27 protein-coding genes are annotated in these 24,987 nt (G+C 72.8%); 20 read left to right on the forward strand and 7 right to left on the reverse strand.

From position 1 onward, the window contains the following. Positions 1 to 34: 34 nt before the first annotated feature. Positions 35 to 946 (forward strand): phosphatidylinositol-specific phospholipase C, encoded by a 912-nt coding sequence (locus OHS33_RS19595; RefSeq protein ID WP_330331701.1) that lies wholly within the window; start codon positions 35 to 37, stop codon positions 944 to 946. Here the strand turns inward: OHS33_RS19595 and OHS33_RS19600 are convergent. The 5 genes from OHS33_RS19600 to OHS33_RS19620 all read right to left on the reverse strand — a co-directional run bounded on the left by OHS33_RS19600 (position 920) and on the right by OHS33_RS19620 (position 6,469). Further along, the gene (locus tag OHS33_RS19600) at positions 920 to 2,407 is read right to left on the reverse strand and encodes a sensor histidine kinase (protein ID WP_330331702.1); all 1,488 of its coding nucleotides are present in this window, start codon (positions 2,405 to 2,407) and stop codon (positions 920 to 922) included. The two genes, OHS33_RS19595 and OHS33_RS19600, sit on opposite strands and share 27 nt — an antisense overlap. Continuing rightward, the gene (locus tag OHS33_RS19605; RefSeq protein ID WP_330331703.1) at positions 2,404 to 3,147 is read right to left on the reverse strand and encodes a response regulator transcription factor; all 744 of its coding nucleotides are present in this window, start codon (positions 3,145 to 3,147) and stop codon (positions 2,404 to 2,406) included. Before OHS33_RS19605 ends, OHS33_RS19600 begins: the two co-directional genes overlap by 4 nt. Before the next feature lie 89 nt (positions 3,148 to 3,236). Then, a complete protein-coding gene (locus OHS33_RS19610; protein ID WP_330331704.1) occupies positions 3,237 to 4,457 on the reverse strand; it encodes a S1C family serine protease in 1,221 nt (406 codons plus the stop codon). 137 nt (positions 4,458 to 4,594) lie between these two features. Further along, positions 4,595 to 5,617 (reverse strand): LacI family DNA-binding transcriptional regulator, encoded by a 1,023-nt coding sequence (locus OHS33_RS19615; protein ID WP_330331705.1) that lies wholly within the window; start codon positions 5,615 to 5,617, stop codon positions 4,595 to 4,597. Between the two features lie 24 nt (positions 5,618 to 5,641). Next, the gene (locus OHS33_RS19620) at positions 5,642 to 6,469 is read right to left on the reverse strand and encodes a response regulator transcription factor (protein ID WP_330331706.1); all 828 of its coding nucleotides are present in this window, start codon (positions 6,467 to 6,469) and stop codon (positions 5,642 to 5,644) included. A gap of 485 nt (positions 6,470 to 6,954) precedes the next feature. Here OHS33_RS19620 and OHS33_RS19625 point away from each other — a divergent pair, with 485 nt between their 5' ends. From OHS33_RS19625 to ygfZ, 13 genes are all read left to right on the forward strand, one after another. Continuing rightward, positions 6,955 to 7,209, forward strand: coding sequence for a MoaD/ThiS family protein (locus OHS33_RS19625; protein WP_330331707.1), 255 nt, complete (start codon positions 6,955 to 6,957; stop codon positions 7,207 to 7,209). A 592-nt stretch (positions 7,210 to 7,801) separates the two neighbouring features. Then, the gene (locus tag OHS33_RS19630; protein WP_330335112.1) at positions 7,802 to 9,016 is read left to right on the forward strand and encodes a hypothetical protein; all 1,215 of its coding nucleotides are present in this window, start codon (positions 7,802 to 7,804) and stop codon (positions 9,014 to 9,016) included. 75 nt (positions 9,017 to 9,091) lie between these two features. Beyond that, positions 9,092 to 9,793 (forward strand): LmeA family phospholipid-binding protein, encoded by a 702-nt coding sequence (locus tag OHS33_RS19635; protein ID WP_330331708.1) that lies wholly within the window; start codon positions 9,092 to 9,094, stop codon positions 9,791 to 9,793. A gap of 173 nt (positions 9,794 to 9,966) precedes the next feature. Further along, positions 9,967 to 10,050 (forward strand): Ms5788A family Cys-rich leader peptide, encoded by an 84-nt coding sequence (locus OHS33_RS39845; RefSeq protein ID WP_351046484.1) that lies wholly within the window; start codon positions 9,967 to 9,969, stop codon positions 10,048 to 10,050. A gap of 201 nt (positions 10,051 to 10,251) precedes the next feature. After that, entirely contained in the window at positions 10,252 to 11,097 is an 846-nt protein-coding gene (locus OHS33_RS19640) for a sulfurtransferase (protein WP_330331709.1), read from the forward strand. A gap of 57 nt (positions 11,098 to 11,154) precedes the next feature. Then, the gene (locus OHS33_RS19645) at positions 11,155 to 11,445 is read left to right on the forward strand and encodes a DUF1416 domain-containing protein (RefSeq protein WP_330331710.1); all 291 of its coding nucleotides are present in this window, start codon (positions 11,155 to 11,157) and stop codon (positions 11,443 to 11,445) included. Positions 11,446 to 11,618: 173 nt separating this feature from the next. Further along, on the forward strand, positions 11,619 to 11,885 hold the full coding sequence (locus tag OHS33_RS19650; protein ID WP_330331711.1) for a DUF3099 domain-containing protein: 267 nt from the start codon (positions 11,619 to 11,621) through the stop codon (positions 11,883 to 11,885). 134 nt (positions 11,886 to 12,019) lie between these two features. Beyond that, the gene (locus tag OHS33_RS19655; protein WP_330331712.1) at positions 12,020 to 12,859 is read left to right on the forward strand and encodes a hypothetical protein; all 840 of its coding nucleotides are present in this window, start codon (positions 12,020 to 12,022) and stop codon (positions 12,857 to 12,859) included. Then, positions 12,856 to 13,740 carry a hypothetical protein gene (locus OHS33_RS19660; protein WP_330331713.1) on the forward strand — a complete coding sequence of 295 codons (885 nt, stop codon included), beginning with the start codon at positions 12,856 to 12,858 and terminating at the stop codon, positions 13,738 to 13,740. Before OHS33_RS19655 ends, OHS33_RS19660 begins: the two co-directional genes overlap by 4 nt. Beyond that, positions 13,737 to 14,627: a hypothetical protein gene (locus OHS33_RS19665; protein ID WP_330331714.1), complete on the forward strand. Its 891-nt coding sequence runs from the start codon at positions 13,737 to 13,739 to the stop codon at positions 14,625 to 14,627. Before OHS33_RS19660 ends, OHS33_RS19665 begins: the two co-directional genes overlap by 4 nt. A gap of 253 nt (positions 14,628 to 14,880) precedes the next feature. After that, complete coding sequence (locus tag OHS33_RS19670; RefSeq protein ID WP_330331715.1) at positions 14,881 to 15,453, forward strand: FABP family protein; 573 nt, start codon at positions 14,881 to 14,883, stop codon at positions 15,451 to 15,453. A 98-nt stretch (positions 15,454 to 15,551) separates the two neighbouring features. Then, on the forward strand, positions 15,552 to 16,004 hold the full coding sequence (locus OHS33_RS19675; RefSeq protein WP_330331716.1) for a Fur family transcriptional regulator: 453 nt from the start codon (positions 15,552 to 15,554) through the stop codon (positions 16,002 to 16,004). A gap of 21 nt (positions 16,005 to 16,025) precedes the next feature. Next, a complete protein-coding gene (gene ygfZ, locus OHS33_RS19680) occupies positions 16,026 to 16,991 on the forward strand; it encodes a CAF17-like 4Fe-4S cluster assembly/insertion protein YgfZ (protein WP_330331717.1) in 966 nt (321 codons plus the stop codon). Positions 16,992 to 17,018: 27 nt separating this feature from the next. Here the strand turns inward: ygfZ and dtd are convergent, their stop codons facing one another. Then, positions 17,019 to 17,444, reverse strand: a complete 426-nt coding sequence (gene dtd / locus OHS33_RS19685; protein ID WP_330331718.1) for a D-aminoacyl-tRNA deacylase — start codon at positions 17,442 to 17,444, stop codon at positions 17,019 to 17,021. Between the two features lie 133 nt (positions 17,445 to 17,577). Here dtd and OHS33_RS19690 point away from each other — a divergent pair, with 133 nt between their 5' ends. From OHS33_RS19690 to OHS33_RS19705, 4 genes are all read left to right on the forward strand, one after another. Next, positions 17,578 to 18,201, forward strand: a complete 624-nt coding sequence (locus tag OHS33_RS19690; protein ID WP_330331719.1) for an RsiG family protein — start codon at positions 17,578 to 17,580, stop codon at positions 18,199 to 18,201. 113 nt (positions 18,202 to 18,314) lie between these two features. Beyond that, a complete protein-coding gene (locus tag OHS33_RS19695; protein ID WP_330331720.1) occupies positions 18,315 to 19,571 on the forward strand; it encodes a GNAT family N-acetyltransferase in 1,257 nt (418 codons plus the stop codon). A gap of 97 nt (positions 19,572 to 19,668) precedes the next feature. Beyond that, positions 19,669 to 20,583 (forward strand): sigma-70 family RNA polymerase sigma factor, encoded by a 915-nt coding sequence (locus OHS33_RS19700; RefSeq protein ID WP_330331721.1) that lies wholly within the window; start codon positions 19,669 to 19,671, stop codon positions 20,581 to 20,583. Positions 20,584 to 20,600: 17 nt separating this feature from the next. Beyond that, entirely contained in the window at positions 20,601 to 21,404 is an 804-nt protein-coding gene (locus OHS33_RS19705) for a putative protein N(5)-glutamine methyltransferase (RefSeq protein WP_330335113.1), read from the forward strand. Here the strand turns inward: OHS33_RS19705 and OHS33_RS19710 are convergent. Then, entirely contained in the window at positions 21,382 to 22,836 is a 1,455-nt protein-coding gene (locus OHS33_RS19710; RefSeq protein WP_330331722.1) for an MFS transporter, read from the reverse strand. The two genes, OHS33_RS19705 and OHS33_RS19710, sit on opposite strands and share 23 nt — an antisense overlap. A gap of 120 nt (positions 22,837 to 22,956) precedes the next feature. Between OHS33_RS19710 and OHS33_RS19715 the strand changes: the two genes are divergently transcribed. Both OHS33_RS19715 and OHS33_RS19720 read left to right on the forward strand, forming a co-directional pair. Next, entirely contained in the window at positions 22,957 to 23,664 is a 708-nt protein-coding gene (locus OHS33_RS19715; RefSeq protein WP_330331723.1) for a helix-turn-helix domain-containing protein, read from the forward strand. A gap of 98 nt (positions 23,665 to 23,762) precedes the next feature. Further along, a complete protein-coding gene (locus OHS33_RS19720; protein ID WP_443065323.1) occupies positions 23,763 to 24,923 on the forward strand; it encodes a serine hydrolase domain-containing protein in 1,161 nt (386 codons plus the stop codon). The last annotated feature ends 64 nt before the right edge of the window (positions 24,924 to 24,987 follow it).

Raw genomic sequence — 24,987 nt, forward strand, 5'->3', positions numbered from 1 at the left:
TCCGGGCCACCACTGGGTCGGCGAAGGGGCGGGCATGGGCATGAGCGAGGGATGGGCAATGGACCGGCGGGGGTTCCTGGCCGGGGCGGCCGCGGTGGCGGCGGGCGTGGCGGTCACCGGCCTGAGCGCGCCGACGGCCTCGGCGAAGACGCTCGGTGCGCTCGGGACGCAGGACTGGATGGCCGGGGTCCCCGACTCCACCCCCTTCCAGCGGATGACGATCCCCGGCACCCACGACTCGGGCGCCCGCCAGGGCGGCCTGTACGTCGCCTGCCAGAACACCTCCATAGCCGAGCAGCTCGACTCCGGGATCCGCTTCCTCGACGTGCGCTGCCGGGTCACCGGCGGCTCCTTCGCGATCCACCACGCCGCGTACTTCCAGAACCTGATGTTCGGGGACGTGCTCGTGGCCTGCTGGAACTTCCTGGCCGCGCACCCCAGCGAGACCGTGCTGATGCGCGTCAAGCAGGAGTACTCCGAGGAGAGCGACGCAACCTTCCGCGCCGTCTTCGACGACTACCTCGACCACCGCGGCTGGCGGCCGCTGTTCCGGATCGCCGACGCGCTGCCCGGCTCGCTCGGCCAGGCCCGCGGCAAGGTGGTCCTGCTCGCCGACAACGGCGGGCTGCCGGGCCTGCGCTACGGGGACGGGTCGGTCTTCGACATCCAGGACGACTACATGGCCGAGCCCTTCGCCAAGCGCGGCAAGATCGAGGCCCAGTTCCGCAAGTCCGTCCAGCAGCCCGGCAGGTTCTTCATGAACTACACGAGCACGGCGGCGGCCCTCCCGCCCCGCTGGAACTCCGACCGGCTCAACCCGCAGGTGCAGTCCTTCGTGGACGGCGGCGAGCTGGTCGGCCGGACCGGGCTGGGGATCGTCCCGATGGACTTCCCCAACACCCGCTCCGGACTGGTCGGTTCACTGATCCGTCACAATCCCGCCTGAGCCGCTCCCGTCGCGAGGGGCGTACGGGTCCTCCTCGTCCGAGGGGAACCGCGGCGGCGGGGCCGGCGCGCCCGGGAAGCGCAGCACCGCTTCGGCGCCCGGCCCGCCGCCGGGCGCCGCCCGCAGCTCGGCGGTGCCGCCGGTGCGCTGCACCGTACGGGCCACGATGGACAGGCCCAGTCCGCTGCCGGGCAGGGCCCGGGCCGACGGGGAGCGCCAGAAGCGGTCGAAGACGTGCGGGAGGTCCTCGGCGGGGATGCCGGGCCCGTGGTCCCGCACGGTCAGCTCGCCGCCGCGCAGCGCGATCTCGACCGCGCCGCCGGGCGGGCTGAACTTCACCGCGTTGTCCAGGATGTTGACCAGGGCCCGCTCCAGGGCGGGGGCTTCGCCGCGGACGTACCAGGGCTCCAGCTCGGCCGTGAAGGTCAGCTCGGGGCCGCGCAGCCGGGCCCGGGACAGGGCGCTGCCCGCGATCTCGTGCAGGGCGACGACCTGGAGCGGGCCGGGCGCCGCCGCGTCGGGGCGGGAGAGTTCCTGGAGGTCGCCGATGAGGGAGGCCAGCTCGGTCATCTGGGCCTTGACCGAGGCGAGCAGCTCCTTGCGGTCCTGCGGCGGGATGGCCCGGCCGGTGTCCTCGCTGCGGGCCAGCAGCTCGATGTTCGTGCGCAGCGAGGTGAGCGGGGTTCGCAGCTCGTGGCCCGCGTCGGCGATCAGCTGGGCCTGCCGGTCGCGGGAGGAGGCGAGCGCGCTGGTCATCGAGTTGAAGGAGCGCGAGAGCCGGGCGATCTCGTCGTCCCCGGTGTCGGGGATGCGGACGGTGAGGTCCTCGGTGTGGGCGATGTGCTCGACCACGCCGGTCAGTTCGTCGACGGGCCGCAGGCCGGTACGGGCCACCCACAGCCCGGCCGCGCCCGCGCCGACCACGCCGACCCCGGCGACCAGCAGCAGCACCCAGGCCAGGGTGGACAGCGGCTTGTCGATGTCGGAGAGCGGTTTGGCGATGGAGACGGCGAAGGCGGCTCCGCCGGGGTTGCCCTGGATCGTGTAGACGCGCATGTCCACGCCGTCCGGGGTCGTCACGTCGTGCAGGATCGGCCGGGCCCCCGCGTCGCCCGCGACCGCACGGTCGTCCTTGGTGACGGGGAGGTTGCCCAGTCCGCCCAGCCAGCACCGGGTGCCGTCGGCGAGGACGATCTGCACGGTCGCGTTCAGGTTCCCCGCGATCTGCTGCGTGGGCTCGGGCGGCCGCACCACGCAGCTGCCCTCCCGGAAGGACCTGAGCACCTGTCCGCTGACGTTCGTGGACATCAGGGAGCGGTCGAGCTGGTCGGTGAGCTGGGCGCGGACCATGATCCAGGACACGCCCGCGACCGCCGCCACGGCCAGGGCCACGGCGACGGCGACGAGCAGGGCCAGCCGCGAACGCAGCGGCAGCCCGCGGAATTTGGCGGCCGGGCTCATTCGGGCCCGCCGCTGTCACCGGAGACGGTGGCGCGCAGGACGTAGCCGACCCCGCGGACGGTGTGCACGAGGCGGGGCTCGCCGCCCGCCTCGGTCTTGCGGCGCAGGTACATCACGTACACGTCCAGCGAGTTGGAGCTGGGTTCGAAGTCGAAGCCCCAGACGGCCTTGAGGATCTGCTCGCGGGTGAGGACCTGGCGCGGGTGCGCGAGGAACATCTCCAGCAGGGTGAACTCGGTGCGGGTCAGCTCGACGGCCCGCCCGGCCCGGGTCACCTCGCGGGTGGCCAGGTCCATGCGCAGGTCGCCGAAGGTCAGTACGTCCTCGGCGGCGTCCGCGGAGCCCGCGGGGGCGGCGTACGAGCTGCGCCGCAGCAGGGCGCGGACCCGGGCGAACAGCTCGTCCAGCTCGAACGGCTTGACGAGGTAGTCGTCGGCGCCCGCGTCGAGGCCGGTGACGCGGTCGCCGACGGTGTCGCGGGCGGTCAGCATCAGGATCGGGGTGACGGATCCGGCGGCGCGCAGCCGCCGGGCCGCCGTCAGGCCGTCCATCCGGGGCATCTGGATGTCCAGGACGATCAGGTCCGGGGCGTAGGCGGCGGCCTTGTCGAGGGCATCGAGGCCGTCGACGGCGGTCTCGGTGCCGTATCCCTCGAAGGCGAGGCTGCGGCGCAGGGCCTCGCGGACGGCCGGTTCGTCGTCCACGACGAGTACGCGCGCTTCGCCTTCGGCGGGATTCATCGTTGGTTCCCCAAGTCTCGGGTCGGTGGGACGGCGGCCTGCTGTCCGATCGTGTTCCAGCCTGCCACGGTGGGCGGCGCCGACCGGGGTCAGTAGGAGGTGCCGAAGCCGTTTCCGGTGCCGCTGCTGTTCCCGCCGTTGCCGCTGTCGCCGCCCCCGGCGCCGCCCTTGCGCAGGGAGTCGAGGTCGCCCTTGATGGTGTTGACCGGGATGGCGAAGCCGAGGCCGACGCTGCCCGCGCCGGAGCTGTCGCTGGAGGGGGAGTAGATCGCGGAGGGCATCCCGACGATCTCGCCGTTCATGTTGACGAGCGCGCCGCCGGAGTTGCCGGGGTTGAGGGAGGCGTCCGTCTGGATGGCCTTGTACGAGGTGGTGTTCTGGCCGGTGTTGCCGTTGAACTGGCGGCCGTCGTAGGAGAACGGCCAGCCGCCGCCGCCCCCGCCCTGCTGCTGTCGCTGGTTCTGCGGGGACTGCTGCTCCGACTTGGGCACGTTCACGTCGCGGTTCAGGGCCGAGACGATGCCGCTGGTGACGGTGCCGGTGAGGCGGTCCGGGGAGCCGATGGCGACGACCTGGTCGCCGACCTTGAGGTTGTCGGAGTTGCCGAACTTGGCCGCCTTGAGGCCGCTCGCGCCCTCCAGCTTGATCAGGGCGAGGTCCTTGTCGGGGTCGGTGCCGACGACCTTCGCCTTGTACTTCTTGCCGTCGCTCATCGTCACCTGGACCTCGGTGGCGCCGCTGACGACGTGGTTGTTGGTGACGATCTCGCCGTCGGAGGTGACGACGATGCCGGAGCCGGTGCCCTGGCCCGCGGCGGTCGTCGTGTCGATCCGTACGACGGAGGGGCTGACCTGCTCGGCGACGCCGGAGACGGTGCCGATGTTGGACTGCGAGACGTTGGAGCCGGTGACGCCGCCGTCACTGCCGCCGCGGTGGCTGAGGTACTGCTGGATCCCGGCGGAGGTGCCGCCGCCGATGATGGCCGCCGCGATGGCGACGGCGGCGATCAGGGCGAAGGAACGCCGGGGGCGGGCGTGCCCGGCCGAGGGGGCGGTCGCTCCGTGGACGTCCCCGGGGACCGGGGGCTGCGGCTGGTGCGCCTCGAACCAGCCGGGGGCGGGGGCCGCGTACGGCGCTCCGGGCGTGGTCGGGGGGTGGACGGGCGGCGGCGGGTACGCACCGGCCCCGCCGGTGGCCCGGGCGTCGTGCGCCAGTCGGTCGTGACCCTGCTGCCAGGCCTCGCCGAAGGGCGCGTCCTGGTGGGGGCCGTTCTCCTGCGGGTCGCCTTCGCGGCGGAAGCTGTCGGTCATGGGTATGACTCTGGGCCGGGATCATGAGAGCTTCCTGAGTCCCCGCTGAGAAGCCCGACAGAACCGCGTATGCCCGATATAAGGCCCGGGACGGAAGCCCGGGACGGAAGCCCGGGACGAGGCGCCGGGCGGGCGGATCAGCGGCAGCCGCAGGAGCGGCGGATCACCAGCGCCGAGGGGAACTGCTTGAGCCGCTCGCGCCGGGAGCCCGCGACGCGCAGCGCGTCGTCCAGGACGAGGTCGACCGCGGCGCGGGCCATCGCCGGGCGGTCCGAGGCGACCGTGGTCAGCGGCGGGTCCGTCAGCCCGGCTTCCTTCACGTCGTCGAAGCCGGCGACGGCCAGCTCCCCGGGCACGTCGATCCGCAGCTCGCGGGCGGCGCGCAGCACCCCGATGGCCTGGTCGTCGGTGGCGCAGAAGATCGCCGGGGGGCGCTGGGGTCCGGCCAGGACCTCCAGGGCGACCCGGTAGGCGTCGTAGCGGTTGTACGGGGCCTCGAAGAGCCGGCCCTCGATCGAGCGGCCCGCCTCCTGCATGGCGCGCCGCCAGCCCTCGACGTGGTCGGCGACCGGGTCGCCGACGGACGGGGTGTTCTCGACGCCGCCGATGCAGGCGACGTACTCGTGGCCGTGCTCCAGCAGGTGCCGGGTGGCGAGCTGGGCGCCGCCGATGTCATCGGTGACGACGGCGACGTCGTCGATGGCCTCGGGGCGCTCGTGCAGGAGCACGACCCGTGCGTCCCACGCCTCGATCTCGGAGGCGGCGCGCTCGCTCATGCCCTGGCTGACCAGGATCAGCCCGGAGACCCGCATGCCGAGGAACGCGCGCAGGTAGTGCACCTCGCGCTCGTCCCGGTAGTCGGAGTTGCCGACCAGGACCATCTTTCCGCGCTCGGCGGCGGCCTGTTCGACCGCGTGCGCCATCTCCGCGAAGAACGGCTGACGGGCGTCCGGGACGATCATGCCTATGAGGTCGGTGCGCCGCGAGGCCATGGCCTGCGCGACCCGGTCCGGTCGGTAGCCCAGCTCCTTGATCGCTGCGAGGACACGCTCGCGCGTGGCCGGGGCGACCGGCCGGGGTCCGTTGTTGATGACATAGCTCACGACCGCGGTAGACGTTCCCGCAAGTCGTGCCACATCGTCCCGCGTCACCTTGGCCACGCGGTGGAGTCTACGCGGGGTGACCTAGCTCTGGGCAGGGCGGCCGGGCGTCCGGGTGTGCGGGGTGCTGTCGGCCATACGGGGGACGGCCCGGTCGGCTTCGGCGACCAGTGCGGCGGCCGCCTGGGCGATGGCTTTCTGCCGGGCCTCCTCGGCCGCCCGCTCGTTCGCCCGCTCGACCTTCTCGGGGGTCACGAAGCGGTAGCCGACGTTGCGGACGGTCCCGATCAGCGACTCGTGCTCGGGGCCGAGCTTGGCCCGCAGCCGCCTCACGTGGACGTCGACCGTCCGGGTGCCGCCGAAGTAGTCGTAGCCCCACACCTCCTGCAGCAGCTGGGCGCGGGTGAAGACCCGGCCCGGGTGCTGCGCGAGGTACTTGAGCAGCTCGAACTCCTTGAAGGTGAGGTCGAGGACCCGCCCCTTGAGCTTGGCCGAGTACGTCGCCTCGTCGACGGAGAGGTCGCCGTTGCGGATCTCCATCGGGGAGTCGTCGGAGCCGAGCTGCTGGCGGCCGGTGGCCAGGCGCAGCCGCGCCTCGACCTCGGCCGGGCCCGCGGTGTCCAGGAGCACGTCGTCGATGCCCCAGTCGGCGGTGACGGCGGCCAGGCCGCCCTCGGTGACGACGAGGATCAGCGGACAGCCCGGTCCGGTGGAGCGCAGCAGCTGGCACAGCGACCGCACCTGCGGCAGGTCGCGGCGGCCGTCGACGAGGATGACGTCGGCTCCGGGGGTGTCCACGAGGGCGGGGCCCTCCGCGGGCGCCACCCGGACGCTGTGCAGCAGCAGTCCGAGGGCGGGCAGCACCTCGGTGGACGGCTGCAGGGCGTTGGTCAGCAGCAGCAGGGAACTCATCGCCGCCACCCCCCTGCCGGGGTCTGGCGGTGTCGCCGGTGGTGCACGGTTCGCTGGGCCATCACGTCGGTTCCTCCTCGGTCCCGTCGAGGACATGCGGCACTGCTTCGTACGTCTCGCGTCTTGCGTCGCGCTTCCGGCGGCCCCGTGTCCCCGCGCCCTGAGGACCTCGTGGCCGCCACTGTCCTGCTCTGTTCTCGTGCTGTTCAACGTGCTGAAAGCACAAAAGGACCCGGGGGCTACGTTGCCCGGATCCTCTGCGAAGTCAGAATAGCCCACCGGTCCGTTCGGGGCAGAGGCTTCGGCATGCCCTGATTCTGTGGTTCCCGCCACCTTCCGGAGCAGGTTGCGCCCGGTTTCACCGGATCGGTGGAATCCCGTCGGGCCGCCCGGGCGCATGCGGGGCGCGCGGAGGCACGCCGGGGTTCCGCGCGGGAGGGGCCATCATGGAGCCCGACGGTACGGAGCCGACGATAGGAGCTGCAGTGGCAACCGGAACCATCCGCTACTGGGCCGCGGCCAAGTCCGCGGCCAAGACGGCGGAGGAGGCGTACTCGGCGCGGACCCTGGCCGAGGCGCTCGACGCCGTGCGGGAACGCCACCCCGGGGAGTTGACCCGGGTGCTGCAGCGCTGCTCCTTCCTGGTGGACGAGCAGCCCGTGGGCCTGCGCCCGCACGAGTCCGTCGAGCTGACCGAAGGCGGCACCGTAGAGGTGCTGCCGCCGTTCGCGGGCGGGTGATCCGATGACCACGCCCACGCCGGACGAGCAGCGGCCCGAGCAGCCGCAGGATCCCTTCGCGGATCCCTACGGAACCCAGACCTGGCAGTCGGAGACCTGGGACACGAGTTACCAGCCGATCCAGTCCCTTCAGCCGGTCCAGCCGCCGGTCCAGCCGGTCGCACCGGCCCCGGAGCCGCTGGAAGGGGTCCCTGGGCAGGGCCAGGCCTGGGGTCAGCCCCAGCCGCAGCCCCAGCCGCACGCGCACCCGCACGCTCCGGAGCCGGTGGCTCCGGAGGGCTGGTTCCGCGACGAGGTCCAGCCGCAGGCACCGCAGCAGCCGCAGCAGCAGGTCCAGCAGCCGCAGGCGCCGCAGCCGCAGCGCCGGGGCCAGCACCGCGCGCCCGACCCGGCTCCGGTGCCGGACTGGTCCCTGGGCGGCGCCCAGGGCCCCGCCCAGGGCGTCCCGTGGCCGGACGGCTCCGGTGCGGCCGCGGCCGCGGGTTCGGCCGCCGCCGCGGAGACGGCGTACCTGCCGCCGTACCGCGAGGAGGCCGTGAACCCGGCCGCCGCCGCGGAGACGGCGTACCTCCCGCCCTACCGCGAGGAGGCCGTGAACCCGGCCGCCGCCGCGGAGACCGCGTACCTCCCGCCCTACCGCGAGGAGGACCACCGGAGCGACTACCAGCAGCCCTACGTCCCGGCGCCGTCCGCGGAGCCGGTGGCTCCGGAGGGCTGGTTCCGGGAGGAGGCGCAGCCGCAGCAGGTCCAGCAGCCTCAGGCAGCGCAGCCGCAGCCCCGGGGGCAGCACCGCGCGCCCGACCCCGGCCAGGACTGGGCCCACGGCTCCCACGGCTCCCCGGCCGGTACGGGCGTGCCCTGGCCCGGCGGGGGCGCGCAGGCCTCCGCTCCGGCCGAAGCCGCGGCGGAGCGGACCGCCTATCTGCCGCCCTACCCCGGTGACGCGGGCGTCGCGGAGCCGGAGCCCGCACCCCCGGTCCACCAGGCCCCCGCCGTCGCCGCGGGGCCCGCGGCCGGATATTCGGAGCCCACCCTGGGCGGCAGCACCCGGGTCGTGGACCCCGGGCAGGCCCGCGCCGAGGGGCGCTCGCCGATCATCGATCCGGGTCCGCAGGCGGCCGTACTGACCGCCGCGCTCGGGCTGCTGCTGGCCGGCGCCGCCGCCGTGGGCCGGTTCGGGCTGGTGGCCCCGCTCATCGCGCTGCAGGCGCTCACCGCCGCGGGCTGGTTCCGGCTCAACGGCATGTGGCCCGCCCGTCAGGGCATCGTCCTGGCCTTCGCCGGAGCCGTGGCCGCGGACATCGCCGTCCTCGCGCTGGGGCGTTCGTACGGCCCCGGGGCGATCATCGGGACGCTGGGGGCGTGGGTGCTTCTGACCCTGGTGCTCCAGCTGCGCAGTCACGCCGACCCGGACGAGCGGATGTACGGGCTGATGGCCTCGGTGGCCTCGGCCGCCCTCGCGATCGTCTGCACCGGGTACCTGGCCGCCGATCCGGCCGCCGTCACCGTCGGTGCGGCCGCCGTCGCGGTGGCCGTGTTCGCGCGGGCCCTGCCGCTGCCCACCACGCCTTCCGTGGTGGTCTCGCTGGCCGCCGCGGCCGGTGCGGGCATCGCGGTCGGCGGGCTGACCACGGTCGGTGTCGGCGGGGCGCTGCTCGGCCTCGCGGCCGGTGCGTGTGCGCTGGTCGGGCTGCGCGTGGCGGCGTACGACTACCCGTCCAAGTTCGTCCACATGACGGCCGGTGTGGCGCTCCCGCTGGCCGCCGCGGCGCCCGCGGTCTACCTGATCGGGCGGGTGGTCGGCTGAGCCGCCGGCCGCGGGCCCCGCTCCCGGTCATGGTCAACTAGAACGCACGTACCGATTAGTAGGGGGAGTGGGAGCGTGCGTTTCCTACGGACGATCTTGATCATCGCAGTGGTGCTGGGCGGGATACTCGCGGGCGCCGACCGGCTGGCGGTCGGCTACGCCGAGGACGAACTGGCCGCCAAGGTGCAGGCGGGCCGGGGCCTGGCCGGGGAGACGGACGTGAACATCCACGGCTTCCCGTTCCTGACCCAGGCGCTGGACCGCCGGCTCGAACAGGTCGACGTGAAGCTGCGCGGGGTCAACGCCGCCGGCCCCGACGGCCGCAAGATCCGGATATCCGAACTCGACGCGCGCTTCCACGACGTGTCGCTGAACAGCAGCTACACGGGCGGCAAGGCGGCGCGCGCCGACGGGTCCGCGCAGATCTCGTACGCCGACCTGACCGAGGCCTCGCAGAACGGGGTCACCGTCACCTACGGCGGGGCCCCGGGCAAGGTGAAGGTGACCGCGTCCGTCGAGGTGCTGGGCCGGTCCCTGACGCGGAGCGTGGTCTCCACGATCAGCCTGGTGAACGGGACGACCGTGCGGGTGCGCGCCGACGAGGTGCCGGGTGAGGGCCTCCCCGGGGTCGAGTCCCTGGTGCGCAAGCGCACCGACTTCGACCGGAACCTCGACGGCGGTCTGCCGGCCGGGCTGAAGCTGTCCGCGCTGACCTCCGACGCGAGCGGTGTGCACCTCACGGTGGACGGCTCGGACGTGGTGCTGGCCGGATCGTGAGACGGGTTGGTCCGGTCCGCAGGCGGATCGGGCCTTCCGGCCTGCTCCGAGGGGGTTCCGGGACCCCCTCGGCAGGGGTTCCGAGGACTCGTATCCCACTATGCGGACGATCCTGTCTCGGAATATGACACACCGGTGACAGGGCGGCCGATTCGTCCCTACGATCCATGGCTATGAAGCATCAGCAGGCGGACCTCACGAAGCGGCGGGCAGTAGACCTGTGTCGCGTCGCCGCCATGCTCTGTCGCCCTTTCTGAGCGACCCGCTCCCCCTTTCCGGCCGGACCTGACGGCCACCGCGTGACCACGGCTGCCTCCCGCCCCTCGCCTCCCCGCACGGGACGACCGAGCGCACCCGGACCACGACGGACAGCCACCGAAACCGGCCGGAGCAGCGCCACCGCAGCCCGCCCGCAGCACCCGCACCGCCCCGCCGCACACTGCCCGGAGGAGAACACCATGAGCCGCAGCGACGTCCTCGTAGACGCCGACTGGGTCGAGGCCCACCTGAACGACGCGAACGTCGTCGTCGTCGAGGTGGACGAGGACACGTCCGCCTACGACAAGAACCACATCACGAACGCCGTCCGCATCGACTGGCAGCGCGATCTCCAGGACCCGGTGCGCCGCGACTTCGTGGACCAGGAGGGCTTCGAGAAGCTCCTCTCGGCCAAGGGCATCGCCAACGGCGACACGGTCGTCCTCTACGGCGGCAACAACAACTGGTTCGCGTCCTACGCCTACTGGTACTTCAAGCTCTACGGCCACCAGGACGTCCGCCTGCTCGACGGCGGCCGCAAGAAGTGGGAGCTGGACTCCCGCGACCTGGTCGACGGCTCCGAGGTCCCGAACCGCCCGGCCACCGCGTACAAGGCCCAGGCCCAGGACTCCTCCATCCGCGCCTTCCGTGACGACGTCGTCGCCGCGATCGGCTCGAAGAACCTGGTCGACGTGCGCTCGCCCGACGAGTTCAGCGGCAAGCTGCTCGCCCCGGCGCACCTCCCGCAGGAGCAGTCGCAGCGCCCCGGCCACGTGCCGAGCGCCCGCAACATCCCGTGGTCGAAGAACGCCAACGACGACGGCACCTTCAAGTCGGACGAAGAGCTGACCGCCCTCTACGAGGCCGAGCAGGTCGACCTGGCGAAGGACACCATCGCGTACTGCCGCATCGGTGAGCGCTCCGCGCTCACCTGGTTCGTGCTGCACGAGCTGCTGGGCCAGGAGAACGTCAAGAACTACGACGGCTCGTGGACCGAGTACGGCTCGCTGGTCGGCGTGCCGATCGAGCTGGGCGCCAACAAGTAATCCCGTACGGCCTGTAGCAGGACGCGCGTACTACCTCTCTAGGACAGGACAGAGAACATGTGTGGAGCACAGATCGGCGGGCCCTCCCTCGACACGCTCAAGCCGGGCGAGACGGCCATCCAGGGCCAGATCACCCAGGGCGGCGAGCCGGTGTCCGGCTACGTCCGCCTGCTGGACTCGACCGGTGAGTTCACGGCCGAGGTCCCGACCTCGGCGACCGGCCAGTTCCGCTTCTACGCCGCCGAAGGCACCTGGACCCTGCGGGCGCTGGTCCCGGGCGCCAAGGCGGACCGTACGGTCGTCGTCGCCGAGACCGGTGGCGTGACGGACGTGGCCATCGCGGTCTGAGCCATCGCGGTCTGAGCCATCACGGCCTGAGCCATCACGGCCTGAGCACCGCGCACCGCATGACCGGCCGAAGGGCCGCACCCCCGGGGGTTGGACGCCACTGGAACGGGGTGCGGCCCTTCGTGCCGTCCGCGGCCCTTCGCGCCGTCCGGATCCCGTCCTATCCTTGGGGCATGTACGCCCGGCGTCGGCGCGGCTATTTCCTGCTCATGGGCGGATGCCTGTTCCTGTTCGTGTCCGCCTGGTCCTGGGTGCGCCTGCTCTCGGTGCCGGCGGCCGTGGCGCTGTGCGTGGTCGCCATGCTGATCCCGCCGGTCGCGGCGATCGCGGCGAACCGGCGCGGACCGGACGACCGCTGGTGGGACGACCCCTCCGGGGACCCGAAGTCCGACGAGTGGTGGGACGAGCTGGACGGCAAACGGCGCCCGCACGACGATTGATTTCATGGCGGAATGATTGATTCCCCGCTATCGAACCGTAATAACAGTGCGTACAACTTCACCCCTGAGATACAAGTCCTCCATGTGCACAGGTAATGCAACCTGTGGCCAATGTCCTGTGGGGGGACTCTCTCTTGGAACACGAACAGACCACCACCGAGCCGGGGAAAGAGGGCGAGAACGCCCCGGACCCGGACAGCTCGGAATTTCCGGCGGCAAACGCCCCGGACGCTACGCTCAGTGACGCCCGCCCGCGCCGCCGCCGCGGCCGTACGACGCTCCTGATCGCAGCCGCGGCCGTCCTCGGGGTGGGGGCAGGCGTGGCCACCGGCTACGGCGTCCAGTACCAGCGCCCGCCGACACCGCTGGCCCCGCTGGCCCAGCAGGGGCTGGCCACGCCGAAGCCGATCAAGGCGGACGACTCGACCACGTACCGCTCGATCAACGCCAACCGCTGGGACAAGTCCGACGACGACCTGACCAAGATGCTGCTGGAAGCGCCGCAGGGAGCCGCGCAGGTGTCCCGGGGCCTGGAGCCCGTCGGGGACTGGGCGGCCGACTGGTTCAACGAGCCCGGCCGCGGGTTCCACTCGATCAACGCGGACGCCATCCGGCGGGTCGGCGTGACCCGTTGGCAGGAGGGGGAACGGGTCTCGGTGGTCATCACGCTGCTGCAGTTCCGTGACCGCGAGGGCGCGGAGCAGTACGCGAAGGAGCAGTCCGGCTACATGCCGAGCGAGAAGGAGGGCGCCGGGAACCTGGGCGTGGCACTGCCCGACGGCCTCAAGGGCACCGGCCGTGCCTGGGTGTTCTCCAAGCCGCACGAGAAGGCTGGGTACATGCCCGTGCACGAGGCCCGCGCGATCGCGCGGGTCGGGAACATCGCCGTGTTCATGGACTACTTCGACAACACGGGTGCGATCTCCGAAAAGGACGTCGTCGACCTGGCGAAGCGACAGGTGGAGCAGCTGTGACCGAGCCGCAGACCCCGGGCTCGGCCCTCTCCGAGATCATCCTGGACACCCCCGAGGACGCCGCCCCGCAGGGCGCGCGGGAGCCGCGGGAGCCGCACGAGCTGCTCGCCACCGCCAAGCCGCCGCGCACGGTGAACCGCAAGGCCGTGGCCGCCGTCGGCGCCGTGGTGGCCCTCGCGGCCGTCGGCGGCTTCGGCGTGTGGGCGAAGGGCTGGATCGCCGACGCCCCGCGCACCGCCCGCACCGTGTACTGGCAGACCGCGGACCCGGCCCCGGCCGAGGCCCCGCCCACCCCGCCCGTCGTGTCGCTCGGCGACCTCGGCGACCGGCTGATCCCGGTGCCGGACCACTACAAGCCGGGTCCGGACCAGGGCGAGCACAGCAACTACTTCACCGTGCCGGGTGCCAAGGCCGCCCAGCTGATGAAGGAGAACAACCGCAACCTGCCCGCCGACCGGCGGGCGGAGAGCGACAAGATGGTCGACCAGCTCAAGCTCAAGGGGCAGGCGGGACGCAGCTTCCGCGGCGAGAACGGCGACCAGGTCGTCGAGATCTCGATCACGCAGGCGGACCCGCAGGCGGTCAAGACCTTCGGCGAGTTCAGCAAGAAGCTGATGGAGATCATCGGCGACGACCGCCAGGCCCCCAAGGTCGAGGGCTACCCCGAGGCCAAGTGCGCGCTGCACGCCATCGGCGAGGGCGACAAGAACAACGACGGGGAGAAGAAGGAACCCCTGGAATCGGTGCTCTGCGCCGCGTCCCAGGGCGATTTCCTGATCACCTTCCACGCCTACGGAGCCAAGCCGTTCAAGGCCGATGACGAGGTCAAGCTGTTCCGCACGCAGCTCGACCGCCTGAAGTCCCCCGGGGAGTCCGCGTGACCGACACGACCGCCACCGAGACCCTCACCGCGGAGACCGCCGAGGCCGCGCCCGAGACCGCGAACCCGTTCGCCGCGCCGGACCCGACCGGCGTCCCGGTCCCGCCGGCCGCCCCGCGGGACCGCCGCGCGCTGTTCGCCGCCCTGCGCTGGACGGCGGCCGTGCTGGTCTTCGCCGTCGCCGCCGCGGGGACCGCGTACGCCGTGATCAAGCCGGAGCGCACGGAGATCCCGGGCCTGGCCACCAAGAGCGACGGCCGCTGGGCCTACCCCGCGATCGCCAAGCCGGTGCTGCCCCCGGGCGCCCCGCTGCCCTTCGCCGCGGACAACACGGAGGGCATCCACTACGCCGCGCTGAGCCAGCTGCTGCTGCCCGCCCCGGAGGGCTCCAAGCCCGACGAGAGCCTCAAGGCGGACAAGGACGGCATGGTCACCCAGGACCGCTTCCTGGAGGAGTACTCCGAGAAGTTCCGGGAGCAGCTGCGCAAGGGCCTGCGCGAGGACTCGGGGCTGCGCCAGATCGCGGGCCGCGGCTGGACCACCTCCGACGGCACCGCGACCCGCGTCTACCTGCTGCGCTTCCACTCGGCGGGCTTCGTGGGCAACTTCGACGGCTGCAAGTCCGGCATGACGCTCCAGGGCGCGGACTCCTTCGACCTGGACTCCGCCTGGGACAAGGCCCAGAACGGGCAGGCCACGGCCGGCCGGATGGAACACGCCACCGTCACCACCTACGCCGAGGAGAAGCCGTACGGTCCCGAGCAGACCAAGGTCGGCTGCGTCCAGGCCGGTGACCTGCTCGGCGTGGTCATCCAGACGCACAAGGGCACCATCGCGGACGTCCCGTTCCACCAGACCGTGATCCTCCAGGACCAGCTGCTGGAGTAGTACGGCCTACCTCACACGGTGTGCCGGGGCCCGGGCCAGTAGGCTTGGGCCCCGGCCCGTATCGCCCAACGAACCCTCCGAGGAGCACCCCGTGCTTGAGGCAGTCTTCACCTCCCTGCTGGTCCTGGTCTGCGTCGGCGTCCTCGCCTTCAGTGGCCTGGCCGTGAAGAAGCTGTACCAGGGCCAGCGCTGATCTCCTGATCGGCCTGCCCTCCGGAACCCCTCCTCCCACAGATCGCCTGAGCAGCCATTCATGATCCAGATCCCGTCCGACCTGAACCCGGACCTCCTGCCCCTCGCCTTCCTCATCGGTACCTGGGAGGGCGCGGGCGTCTTCGACTACCCCGGTGAAGAGAAGTGCAACTTCGGCCAGGAGGTCGTCTTCGGCCACGACGGCCGGGACTTCCTGGAGTACTCCTCGCACACGTGGGTCCTCGACGCCGACGGCAAGAAGGTCCGCCCGCTGGAGTCCGAGAAGGGCTACTGGCGCATCGACAAGCAGCGCAAGGTCGAGGTCGTCATGGTCCGCGACCAGGGCGTCGTGGAGATCTGGTACGGCGACCTGGCCGCCCAGAAGCCGCAGATCGACCTGATCACCGACGCCGTCGCGCGCACCGCGACCTCCCGCCCGCACAGCGGCGGCAAGCGGCTCTACGGCTACGTCAAGGGCGACCTGATGTGGGTCGGCGAGAAGACCACGCCCGAGATCGAGCTCCGCCCGTACATGTCGGCGCAGCTCAAGAAGGTCGTCACGCCCGAGGAGGTCGCCGAGATGGCGCGCAACCTCCCGGACATGCCGGACGACGGCATCGCCTTCTTCCGCTGAGCCGGCGCGAGCCGAGCCGAGGCAGCGCATCGGTCACGCACGGTGAAAGGGGATCGCGGGCCCTCCGCGATCCCCTTCCGCACGCCTACACTGGGCGCGTGGTGAGCACCGACTGGAAGAGTGACCTGCGGCAGCGCGGATACCGCCTGACCCCGCAGCGCCAGCTCGTGCTGGAAGCGGTGGACGTCCTCGAACACGCCACCCCCGACGAGCTGCTCGTACACGTCCGCAAGACCGCCTCCGGGGTCAACATCTCCACCGTCTACCGGACCCTGGAGCTGCTGGAGGAGCTGGGCCTGGTCTCGCACGCCCACCTCGGGCACGGGGCGCCGACGTACCACCTCGCCGACCGGCACCACCACATCCACCTGGTCTGCCGGGACTGCACCGAGGTCATCGAGGCGGACGTGGACGTCGCCGCGGACTTCACCGCGAAGCTGCGCGCCGACTTCGGGTTCGAGACCGACATGAAGCACTTCGCGATCTTCGGGCGCTGCCGCGACTGCGCCGCGAAGGCGGCGTCCGCACAGGCGGCGTCCGCGCAGGCGTAGGCACGGTCGTAGGCTGGGGCCATGACCAGCCCTTTGCTCAATCTTCCCGGTGCGGTGGCGGCAGAAGGCCGTGACGAGGGCGTAGCAGCCCACTACGGAGAGCTGTACGGCGAACAGCGCGCCCTCGCCGACGGCCGCGGCTTCGTCGACCTCTCGCACCGCGGTGTCATCACCGTCACCGGTCCCGAACGGCTGTCCTGGCTGCACCTGCTGCTCACCCAGCACCTCACCGAACTCCCGCCGGGCCAGGCCACCGAGGCGCTGATCCTCTCCGCGAACGGGCACATCGAGCACGCCCTCTACCTCGTCGACGACGGCGAGACGGTGTGGGCGCACGTCGAGCCCGGCACCCAGGAGGCGCTGCTCGCCTACCTGGAGTCGATGAAGTTCTTCTACCGCGTCGAAACCGCCGACCGCACCGGCGAGTTCGCCGTCGTGTACCTCCCGGCCGGTTCCACCGCCGAGGTGCCGAAGGAGTACGCGGTACGGGAGACCCCGTACGGCCGGGACGTCTTCGTGCCGCGCGACGCGCTGGAGGCCTTCGCCGCCGCCCACGGCCCGGCCGCCGGCCTGGACGCCTACGAGGCGCTGCGCGTCGAGGCCCACCGGCCGCGGCTCGGCGCCGAGACCGACCACCGCACGATCCCGCACGAGCTGGGCTGGATCGGCACCGCCGTGCACCTGCAGAAGGGCTGCTACCGCGGGCAGGAGACGGTCGCCCGTGTCCACAACCTGGGGAAGCCGCCGCGCCGCCTGGTCTTCCTGCACCTGGACGGCTCGGACGTCCTGCTGCCGCCGCACGGGACGCCCGTACGGCTGGCCGCCGACGGCGCGGAGGGCCGCCAGCTCGGCTTCGTCACCACCGCGGTGCGCCACCACGAACTGGGGCCGATCGCCCTCGCCCTGGTGAAGCGGAACGTTCCGGTGGACGCGGAGCTGCTGGCGGGCACGATCGCGGCCGCGCAGGAGGTCGTCGTCGCGCCGTGACCCCTTCGACCCCTTCCGGTCACTGCATCAGATGTCGATGACGATGGTGAACGGGCCGTGGTTGGTGAGCGAGACGCGCATGTCCGCCCCGAACCGGCCCGTCGCCACCGTCGCCCCCAGCGCGCGCAGCTGCGCGACGACCTCGTCCACCAGCGGCTCGGCCACCGGTCCGGGAGCCGCCGCGTTCCAGGTGGGGCGGCGGCCCTTGCGGGCGTCGCCGTAGAGCGTGAACTGGGAGATCACCAGCAGCGGCGCGTCCACGTCGCTGCAGGACTTCTCGGCCTCCAGGATCCGTACGGACCACAGCTTGCGCGCCAGCAGCGCGGCCTTCTCCGGAGTGTCGTCGTGGGTCACCCCCACCAGCACGCACAGTCCCTCGCCGACGATCTCGCCGACGGTCTCGCCCGCCACGACGACGCTCGCGCCGTCCACCCTCTGCACCACTGCTCGCATGCGACCTGTGTATCAGGCGTGCACCCGTCCGGGGCCGATCGGGTGGAGTGGGCCTGCATCCACACCACGGAGAGTGGCACGATGCTCGCAGGCGGTGCTGCCATGCACCGGTCGAGGGGACGGACACCAACGCATGAACATTTCAGGCACCGGAACGGGCACCGGCACCGACACCTCAGCGAAGTCCACCGCAACGTCCATCACAACGGCCACGGCGATGGCTTCCGCGGTACGGCCGCCCGCGCAACGCACCGGCGCGGGTCCGGGCGCCGGTGATCCGCAGCAGCCCGCCGGTTCGCTCGGGCTGCCCGAGCTGCGCGCGCTGCGCCGCGACGCGCAGCGCGACGAGGCCGACCTCAGCTACGTCCGCAGACTCCTCCAGGGCCGGATCGACATCCTGCGCGCCGAACTGGCCCGCCGGACCGACCCCGAGTCGCCCGTCGTCGACCGGCTCTCCGAGATCCTCGCCGACGCCCCCTCCAGCCGCAGCGCCTCCGCGCGCCACGTCACGCTCGGCACCCCGCACAGCGAGGAGTACCGGCTGCTGGCGGCGGAGATGCTGGCCGACGTGGAACTGTCGGACCTGGGCGCCCGTACGGACGGCGAACTGCACGAGGGAATGGGCAAGCTGGTCCGCTACGAGCAGCAGGTCTCGCGCCGCCGCCAGCAGTTGCAGCGCGCGGCGGACGACTGCAGCGCGGAGATCACCCGGCGCTACCGGGAGGGCGAGGCGCAGGTGGACGACCTGCTGGTCTGACGGCCGGTGCGAGGCTGGTCCCACGGCCGGTCCGTCCACCGGTGCCACGGCCGGTCCGGGCCGCGGAAAAATGGGGAGACCGGGCGGCACCGGCGCCATTAGCGTGGCCCGTCATGAGCACTGACGTCCGGACCATCGCCGCGTCCGAATTCCCCGAGTGGCTGAACGCCCTGTGCGCCGGTTTCCTGAACGCGTCGCCGGTACCCGAGTCGGATGTCGTCCAGCGCGCCGAGCACACCGATCTCGCCCGCGTCCAAGGTGCCTTCGACACGGACACCGGGCGCTGTGTGGGCACCTTCCGTTCGTTCGCGCAGGAGCTGACCGTGCCGGGCGGCGCGCGGCTGCCCGCGAGCGCGGTCTCCAACGTCGCCGTGCTGGCCACGCACCGGCGCCGCGGCCTGCTCAGCCGGATGATGCGCGCCGAACTGACCGCGGCCAAGGAGCGCGGTGAGGTGCTGTCGACGCTCATCGCCGCCGAATACCCGATCTACGGCCGGTACGGGTACGGGCCCGCCGCGGGCATCGCCGAATGGGAGATCGACGTCCCGCGCGCCGGAATCGACCGCCGCCGGCCGGTGCCCGCGGACGGCGGCCGGATCGACCTGGTGGACGCCGCCGAGATGCGCCGGGTGGGACCCGTACTGCACGAGCGGCTGCGGACCACGACGCCCGGGCTCGTCAGCCGGGACGAACGCTGGTGGAACCTGGCCACCGGCCTGGAGGAAGTCTCCATCCGCCCCTACAAGCCGAAGTTCTTCGCCGTGTACCGTTCGGCGGCCGGCGAGGTGGAGGGCGCGGTCGCCTACCGGGCCGACGACCACTGGACGGACGCGAAGGTCCCGCTCACCACCGTCGAGGTCCAGGACCTCCTCGCGGTGACCGTCGCGGCCGAGCGGGCGCTGTGGCACTACCTGTGCTCCATCGACTGGGTGATGAAGGTGCGCACCGGCTACCGGGCCCCCGACGACCTGGCTCCCCTGCTGCTGCCCGACCCGCGCTCCGCCCGTACGCTGACCAGCGCCGATTACCTGTGGGTGCGGCTGCTGGACGTCGCCGCGGCGCTCCGGGCGCGGACGTACGCCGTGCCCGGGACCCTCGTCCTGGACGTCACCGACCCGGACGGCTACGCGGGGGGCCGCTTCCGGCTGGACGCCGGGACGGCGGCGGGCACGGCCGAGTGCGCGCCCACGGGGGAACCCGCGGACCTGCGGCTCGACGTGGCCAGGCTCGGCTCGCTCTACCTCGGCGACGAATCCGCGGTCCGGCTGGCCGCGCTCGGCGGGATCGAGGAGCTGCGGCCGGGGGCGCTGGCGCTGGCGGACGCGATGCTGCGCACCGCACGGCGGCCGTGGTGCCCGGACGTCTTCTGACCGGTGACCGGGCGGCCGTCACATCGGCGGCCGCGCGTACGTCAGAGGATGGACGAGGCCGACGAGGACGAGGCCGAACGGGAACGGGGAGCGCGGGATGAACGAGAACGACCGGCTGGCGGCGCGGTTCGAGGAACAGCGGACCCATCTGCGGGCCGTGGCCTACCGCATGCTGGGTTCGCTGGCCGAGGCCGACGACGCCGTCCAGGAGGCCTGGATCCGGCTCGACCGCTCCGACACCAGCGAGGTCACCAACCTGGGCGGCTGGCTGACCACGGTCGTCGCCCGGGTCTGCCTGGACCAGCTGCGCTCCCGCAAGGTGCGCCGCGAGGAATCCCTGGACGGGTCCCCGGAGGGGTTCCTGGAGACGCGGTTCCACCTGCCGGACCCGATCGTGAGCCGCGCCGAAGGCCTCGACCCGGAGCAGGAAGTACTGCTCGCGGACTCGGTCGGCCTCGCGCTGCTCGTCGTACTGGAGCAGCTGGCGCCCGCGGAACGGCTGGCGTTCGTCCTGCACGACATGTTCGGGGTGAGCTTCGACGAGATCGCCCCCATCGTGGACCGCACCCCGGCCGCCGCCCGGCAGCTCGCCAGCCGGGCACGGCGCCGGGTCCGCGGCGGTGCGCCCGTCCCCGATCCGGACCTGGGGCGGCAGCGGGAGGTCGTCGGGGCCTTCCTCGCGGCCTCGCGCGGGGGCAGCTTCGAGGACCTGATCGCGGTCCTGGACCCGGAGGTCGTGCTGCGCGTGGACCTCGGGGAAGTGGCGGGCGGACTCACCGGGCCCCTGCGCGGCGCGGGGGCGGTCGCCCGGCAGGCGCTCACCTTCCAGCGGCTGTCGTCCTTCGCCCGGCCCGCGCTGGTCAACGGCGCGCCCGGCGTGGTCACGATGACCGAAGGCAAGCCGGTCGCGGTCATGGGCTTCACGGTCAGCGGCGGACGGATCGTCGCGATCGACATCCTGGCGGACCCGGTCCGTCTGGAACACCTCGATGTCGCAGTCTTGGAGGACTGAGCCACTTGTCTTCGACCATGGATGTGGATGCCCTCGTCGGCACCCTGCGCGCGGCGGGCTGCGTCTTCGCCGAGGAGGAGGCGGAGCTGCTGCTGGCGGCCGCCGCGGAAGGCGCCGACCTGGCCGCCCTGGTGGAACTCCGGGTGGCCGGGCGGCCGCTGGAACACGTGGTGGGCTGGGCGGAGTTCTGCGGGCTGCGGATGGCGGTGGGCGAGGGGGTCTTCGTACCGCGGCGGCGCACCGAGTTCCTGGTGCGCGAGGCCGCGGCCGGCGGGCGGGCGGACTCGGTGGTGCTGGACCTGTGCTGCGGGGTCGGCGCGGTCGGCGCGGCCGTGGCCGCGGAACTGACCGCCAGGGGCGTCCGCGGCGGGGACGGCGGCCGCGTGGAGCTGCACGCGGCCGACATCGACCCGGTGGCCGTCTCGTACGCCGCGCGCAACGTGGCGCCGTACGACGGCCGCGTCTACGCGGGCGACCTGTACGGGCCGCTGCCCGCCGCGCTGTTGGGCCGGGTCGACATCCTGGTCGCGAACGCGCCGTACGTCCCCACGGACGAGATCGGGCTGCTGCCGCCGGAGGCCCGCGAGCACGAGCCGTCGGCCACCCTGGACGGCGGCGCGGACGGCGTCGACGTCCAGCGCCGGGTCGCGGCGGGCGCCCTGCCGTGGCTCGCGCCGGGCGGGCGGCTGCTGATCGAGACCAGCGACCGGCAGGCGCGGTGGACCACCGAGGCGCTGACCAGGGCCGGGTTCGGCGAGGTCGCGGTGGTGTCCTCGGAGGAACTCGACGCGACCGTGGTCATCGGGACGGCCGCGGAGTAGGCACGCTCCTGCGGACACCCCCTAGGGCCAGCGCCACGGCGATCAGGGCCGCGGCGACGGCGAAGGTGACCCGCATGCCCGTGGCGACGGCCCCGGGCGCGGCCGTCGTGATGTCGTCCGTGGCCGCCGCGAGCGCGAACACGGCGCCCATGACGGACGCGCCGGTGATCAGCCCGAGGTTGCGCGACAGGTTGAGCAGGCCCGAGACGACGCCCCGCCGGTCCGGGAGCACCTCGGCCATGACGGCCGTGTTGTTGGCCGTCTGGAACACCGCGTACCCGATGGTGACGACGACGAGCGGAACGACGTAACCGCCGGTGCCCAGCGCCGTCGGCGCCGCCGCCAGGGCGACCGCCCCCGCCGCCATCGCGACGAGCCCCGCGACGGTCGTGCGCGGAGCGCCGAACCGGTCCACGATCCGCCCGGCCGGTACGCCGGTCAGCGCGGCCACGAACGGACCGGCCGCCAGGACCAGCCCGGCCGGGGCCGCGGCGAGCCCGAGGGTGCGCGAGAGGTAGAACGGGCCCACCACCAGCGTCGCCATCATCACCGTCGAGACGAGCGCGCTCATGGCGAGGCTCGCGACCAGCGCCCGGTCCCGGAAGAGGGCGAGCCGGACCAGCGGCGAGGACACCCGGGCCTCGGTGCGTACGAAGAACACGGCGCCCAGGGCCGCGAGCGCGAGCAGCGCCAGATTGAGCGGGCCGAACGCACCGCGCCCCAGGGTCATCGCGAGGGCGTACGCGGCGAGGGCGAGCGCGAGCAGCAGCGTGCCCCGGTGGTCGAAGCGCGGCCGGGCGGCCGCCTGCGGCGGGTCGGCGGGCAGGTGGCGGCGGGCGAGGAGGAAGGCCAGCACGCCCAGCGGCGCGTTGACCAGGAACATCGCCCGCCAGCCGGGCCCGGCGATCAGCAGGCCGCCGAGCGAGGGGCCGAGCGCGGTGCCCACGGCGGACATGGTGCCGAGCAGGCCCATGGCGCGGCCGGTCCGTTCCTTCGGCACCGTCGCACTGACGAACGCCATGGTCAGGGCCATCATGACGGCCGCGCCGAGGCCCTGCGCCACGCGGGCGGCGATCAGCAGCCCGAGCGTCGGCGCGAGGCCGCACGCCACGGAGGCCGCGGTGAAGAGCAGGATCCCGGCCAGCAGCAGCCGCCGGCGGCCGGTGATGTCGCCGAGCCGCCCGGCGCCGACGATCAGGGTGGTGACGGCGAGGAGGTAGGCCAGGACGATCCACTGGACCTGCTGGAAGGTGGCGTCGAAGGCCTGGGCCAGCGTCGGGAGGCCGACGTTGGCGATGCTGGTGCCGAGCGAGGACAGCAGCATGGAGAGGGACAGACCGGCGAGCACCCACCGGACGGGGGGCGTGCCGCGCGTAGGTCCGGTTCCGGGGGCGGCCGGGGCGGGCCCGGTCCGGGTCGACTTCGCCTTCACGGTGAACTCCGATCTGCGGTGCCGCCCCGAGGGGGAGCGGGTGTGCCCGGAGCGTGCGCCCGACTCTGCGAGGCGACAACTTCTGTTGCCGGTTCCGGGACGAGGGAGTGGAATGCCCGCATGGAAAAGCAGCCGGAATCCGACCAGGACGCTGAGCACGACGCCGAGCACGACGCCGAGCACGACGCTGAGCACGACGCTGAGCACGACGCCGAGCAGGACTCACGGCACGGCGGCCCGCCGAGGGCTCGGCACCGGGCGGTTCTCGACGAGGTCGGCCCCCGCCTCAAGCGGCTGCGCGCCCGCCGCGGGCTGACGCTGGCGGCGCTCGCCGAGACGACCGGCATCTCCAAGAGCACGCTGTCCCGGCTGGAGTCCGGCCAGCGCCGCCCCAGCCTGGAACTGCTGCTCCCGCTCGCCGAGGCGTACCGGGTGCCGCTGGACGACCTGGTCGGCGCGCCGGAGGTGGGGGACCCGCGGGTGCGGCTGACCCCGCGCACCCTGCCCAACGGCGGCATGTCCGTGGCCCTGTCGCGCGGCCCGGGCCCGCTCCAGGCGTTCAAGATGGTCATCGCGGACCGGGGCGCGCAGCCGGAGCCGCGGACGCACGAGGGCTACGAGTGGCTGTACGTCCTCGACGGGCGGCTGCGCCTCGTCCTCGCCGATTACGACCTGGTCCTCGGGCCCGGCGAGGTCGCCGAGTTCGACACCCGCCTCCCGCACTGGTTCACCAGCGCGGACGGCCGCCCGGTCGAACTCCTCAGCCTCTTCGGCAGACAGGGCGAGCGCATGCACGTCCGCGCGAAACCCCGCGGCGACGGGGGCTAGCCCCCGGCCGGAGTCGGCGGCCAGCAGGATCGTCCCGGGCGGCGGCGCCCGGACATGCTGTGATCTCCTCCGTCGATCACAGGAGTTGGCTCGTGCTCGTGAGTGAGCAAGCAGGACAGAAGTCGCGTTCGTTCTTCGGAGCGCGGTCGGCGGCCGCGGTGGCCGTGGTCGCCGCGATGACCGCCGCCGTCATGACGGCGGGCGCACTGGCGCCCCCCGCGGCGTTCGCCGCCACCCGCACGGACACCGTCCAGCGGGGGCTGGACGCGCTGGTGCGCGACGACGGCCTGCCCGGCGCGCTGGCCGCCGTACGGGACCGCGACGGCCGTACCCGTACGTACACCGCGGGCGTCGGCGACCTGGCCACCGGCGCGGCGGTGCCCGGGGACGGGCAGGTGCGGATCGGCAGCAACACCAAGGCGTTCACCGCGGTGGCCGTGCTGCAACTGGTCGCGGAGGGACGGGTCGGCCTCGACACCCCGGTCGACACCTACCTGCCGGGCCTGGTCCACGGGGAGCGGATCGACGGCAGCCGGATCACCGTCCGGCACCTCCTGCAGCAGACCAGCGGCCTCCCCAACTACACCGCCTACGACATCCAGCCGAAGCCCTACGATCCCCGCGACCTCGTCGCCATCGCCCTGGCGCACCCGGGCCACTTCGACCCCGGCGAGAAGTGGGAGTACAGCAACACGAACTACGTCCTGGCCGGCCTGATCGTCGAACAGGTCACCCGGCGCCCCCTCGCCGAGGAGATCACCCGGCGCGTCATCGTGCCCGCGGGCCTGCGCCACACCTACTTCCCCGCCCCCGGCGACATCACCATCCGGGAGCCCCACCCCCACGGCTACGACCGGGAGTCGGCGACCGCGCCGCTGGTCGACATCACGGAGATGGACCCGTCCTGGGCCTGGGCGGCGGGCCAGATGATCTCCACCAACGCGGACCTCAACCGCTTCTACACCGCGCTCCTGTCCGGCGGCCTCCTGCCGCGCGCCCAGCTCGACCAGATGAAGACCACCGTCGGCGCGGAGTACTTCGGCGAGGGCGCTCGCTACGGCCTGGGCCTGGTGAGCATCCCGCTGTCGTGCGGCGGCGTCTACTGGGGCCACGGCGGCAGCTTCCCCGGGTACGAGACCCGCGGCGGCGTCACCGCCAAGGGCCGCGCGGCGAACGTGGCGGTGACCATCCAGCCGACGGACAAGGCCGCCATGAACCACGTCGCGAAGATCGTGGACACAGCCCTGTGCGGCCGCTGACCCGGTTCCCCGCCCTTCTCCAGCGGGAGTTATTGCAAGCAAGTGCTTGCAATAGTTAGCAGGG

Origin of the sequence: Streptomyces sp. NBC_00536 (genome assembly GCF_036346295.1) — a bacterium.
GTDB lineage: Bacteria > Actinomycetota > Actinomycetes > Streptomycetales > Streptomycetaceae > Streptomyces.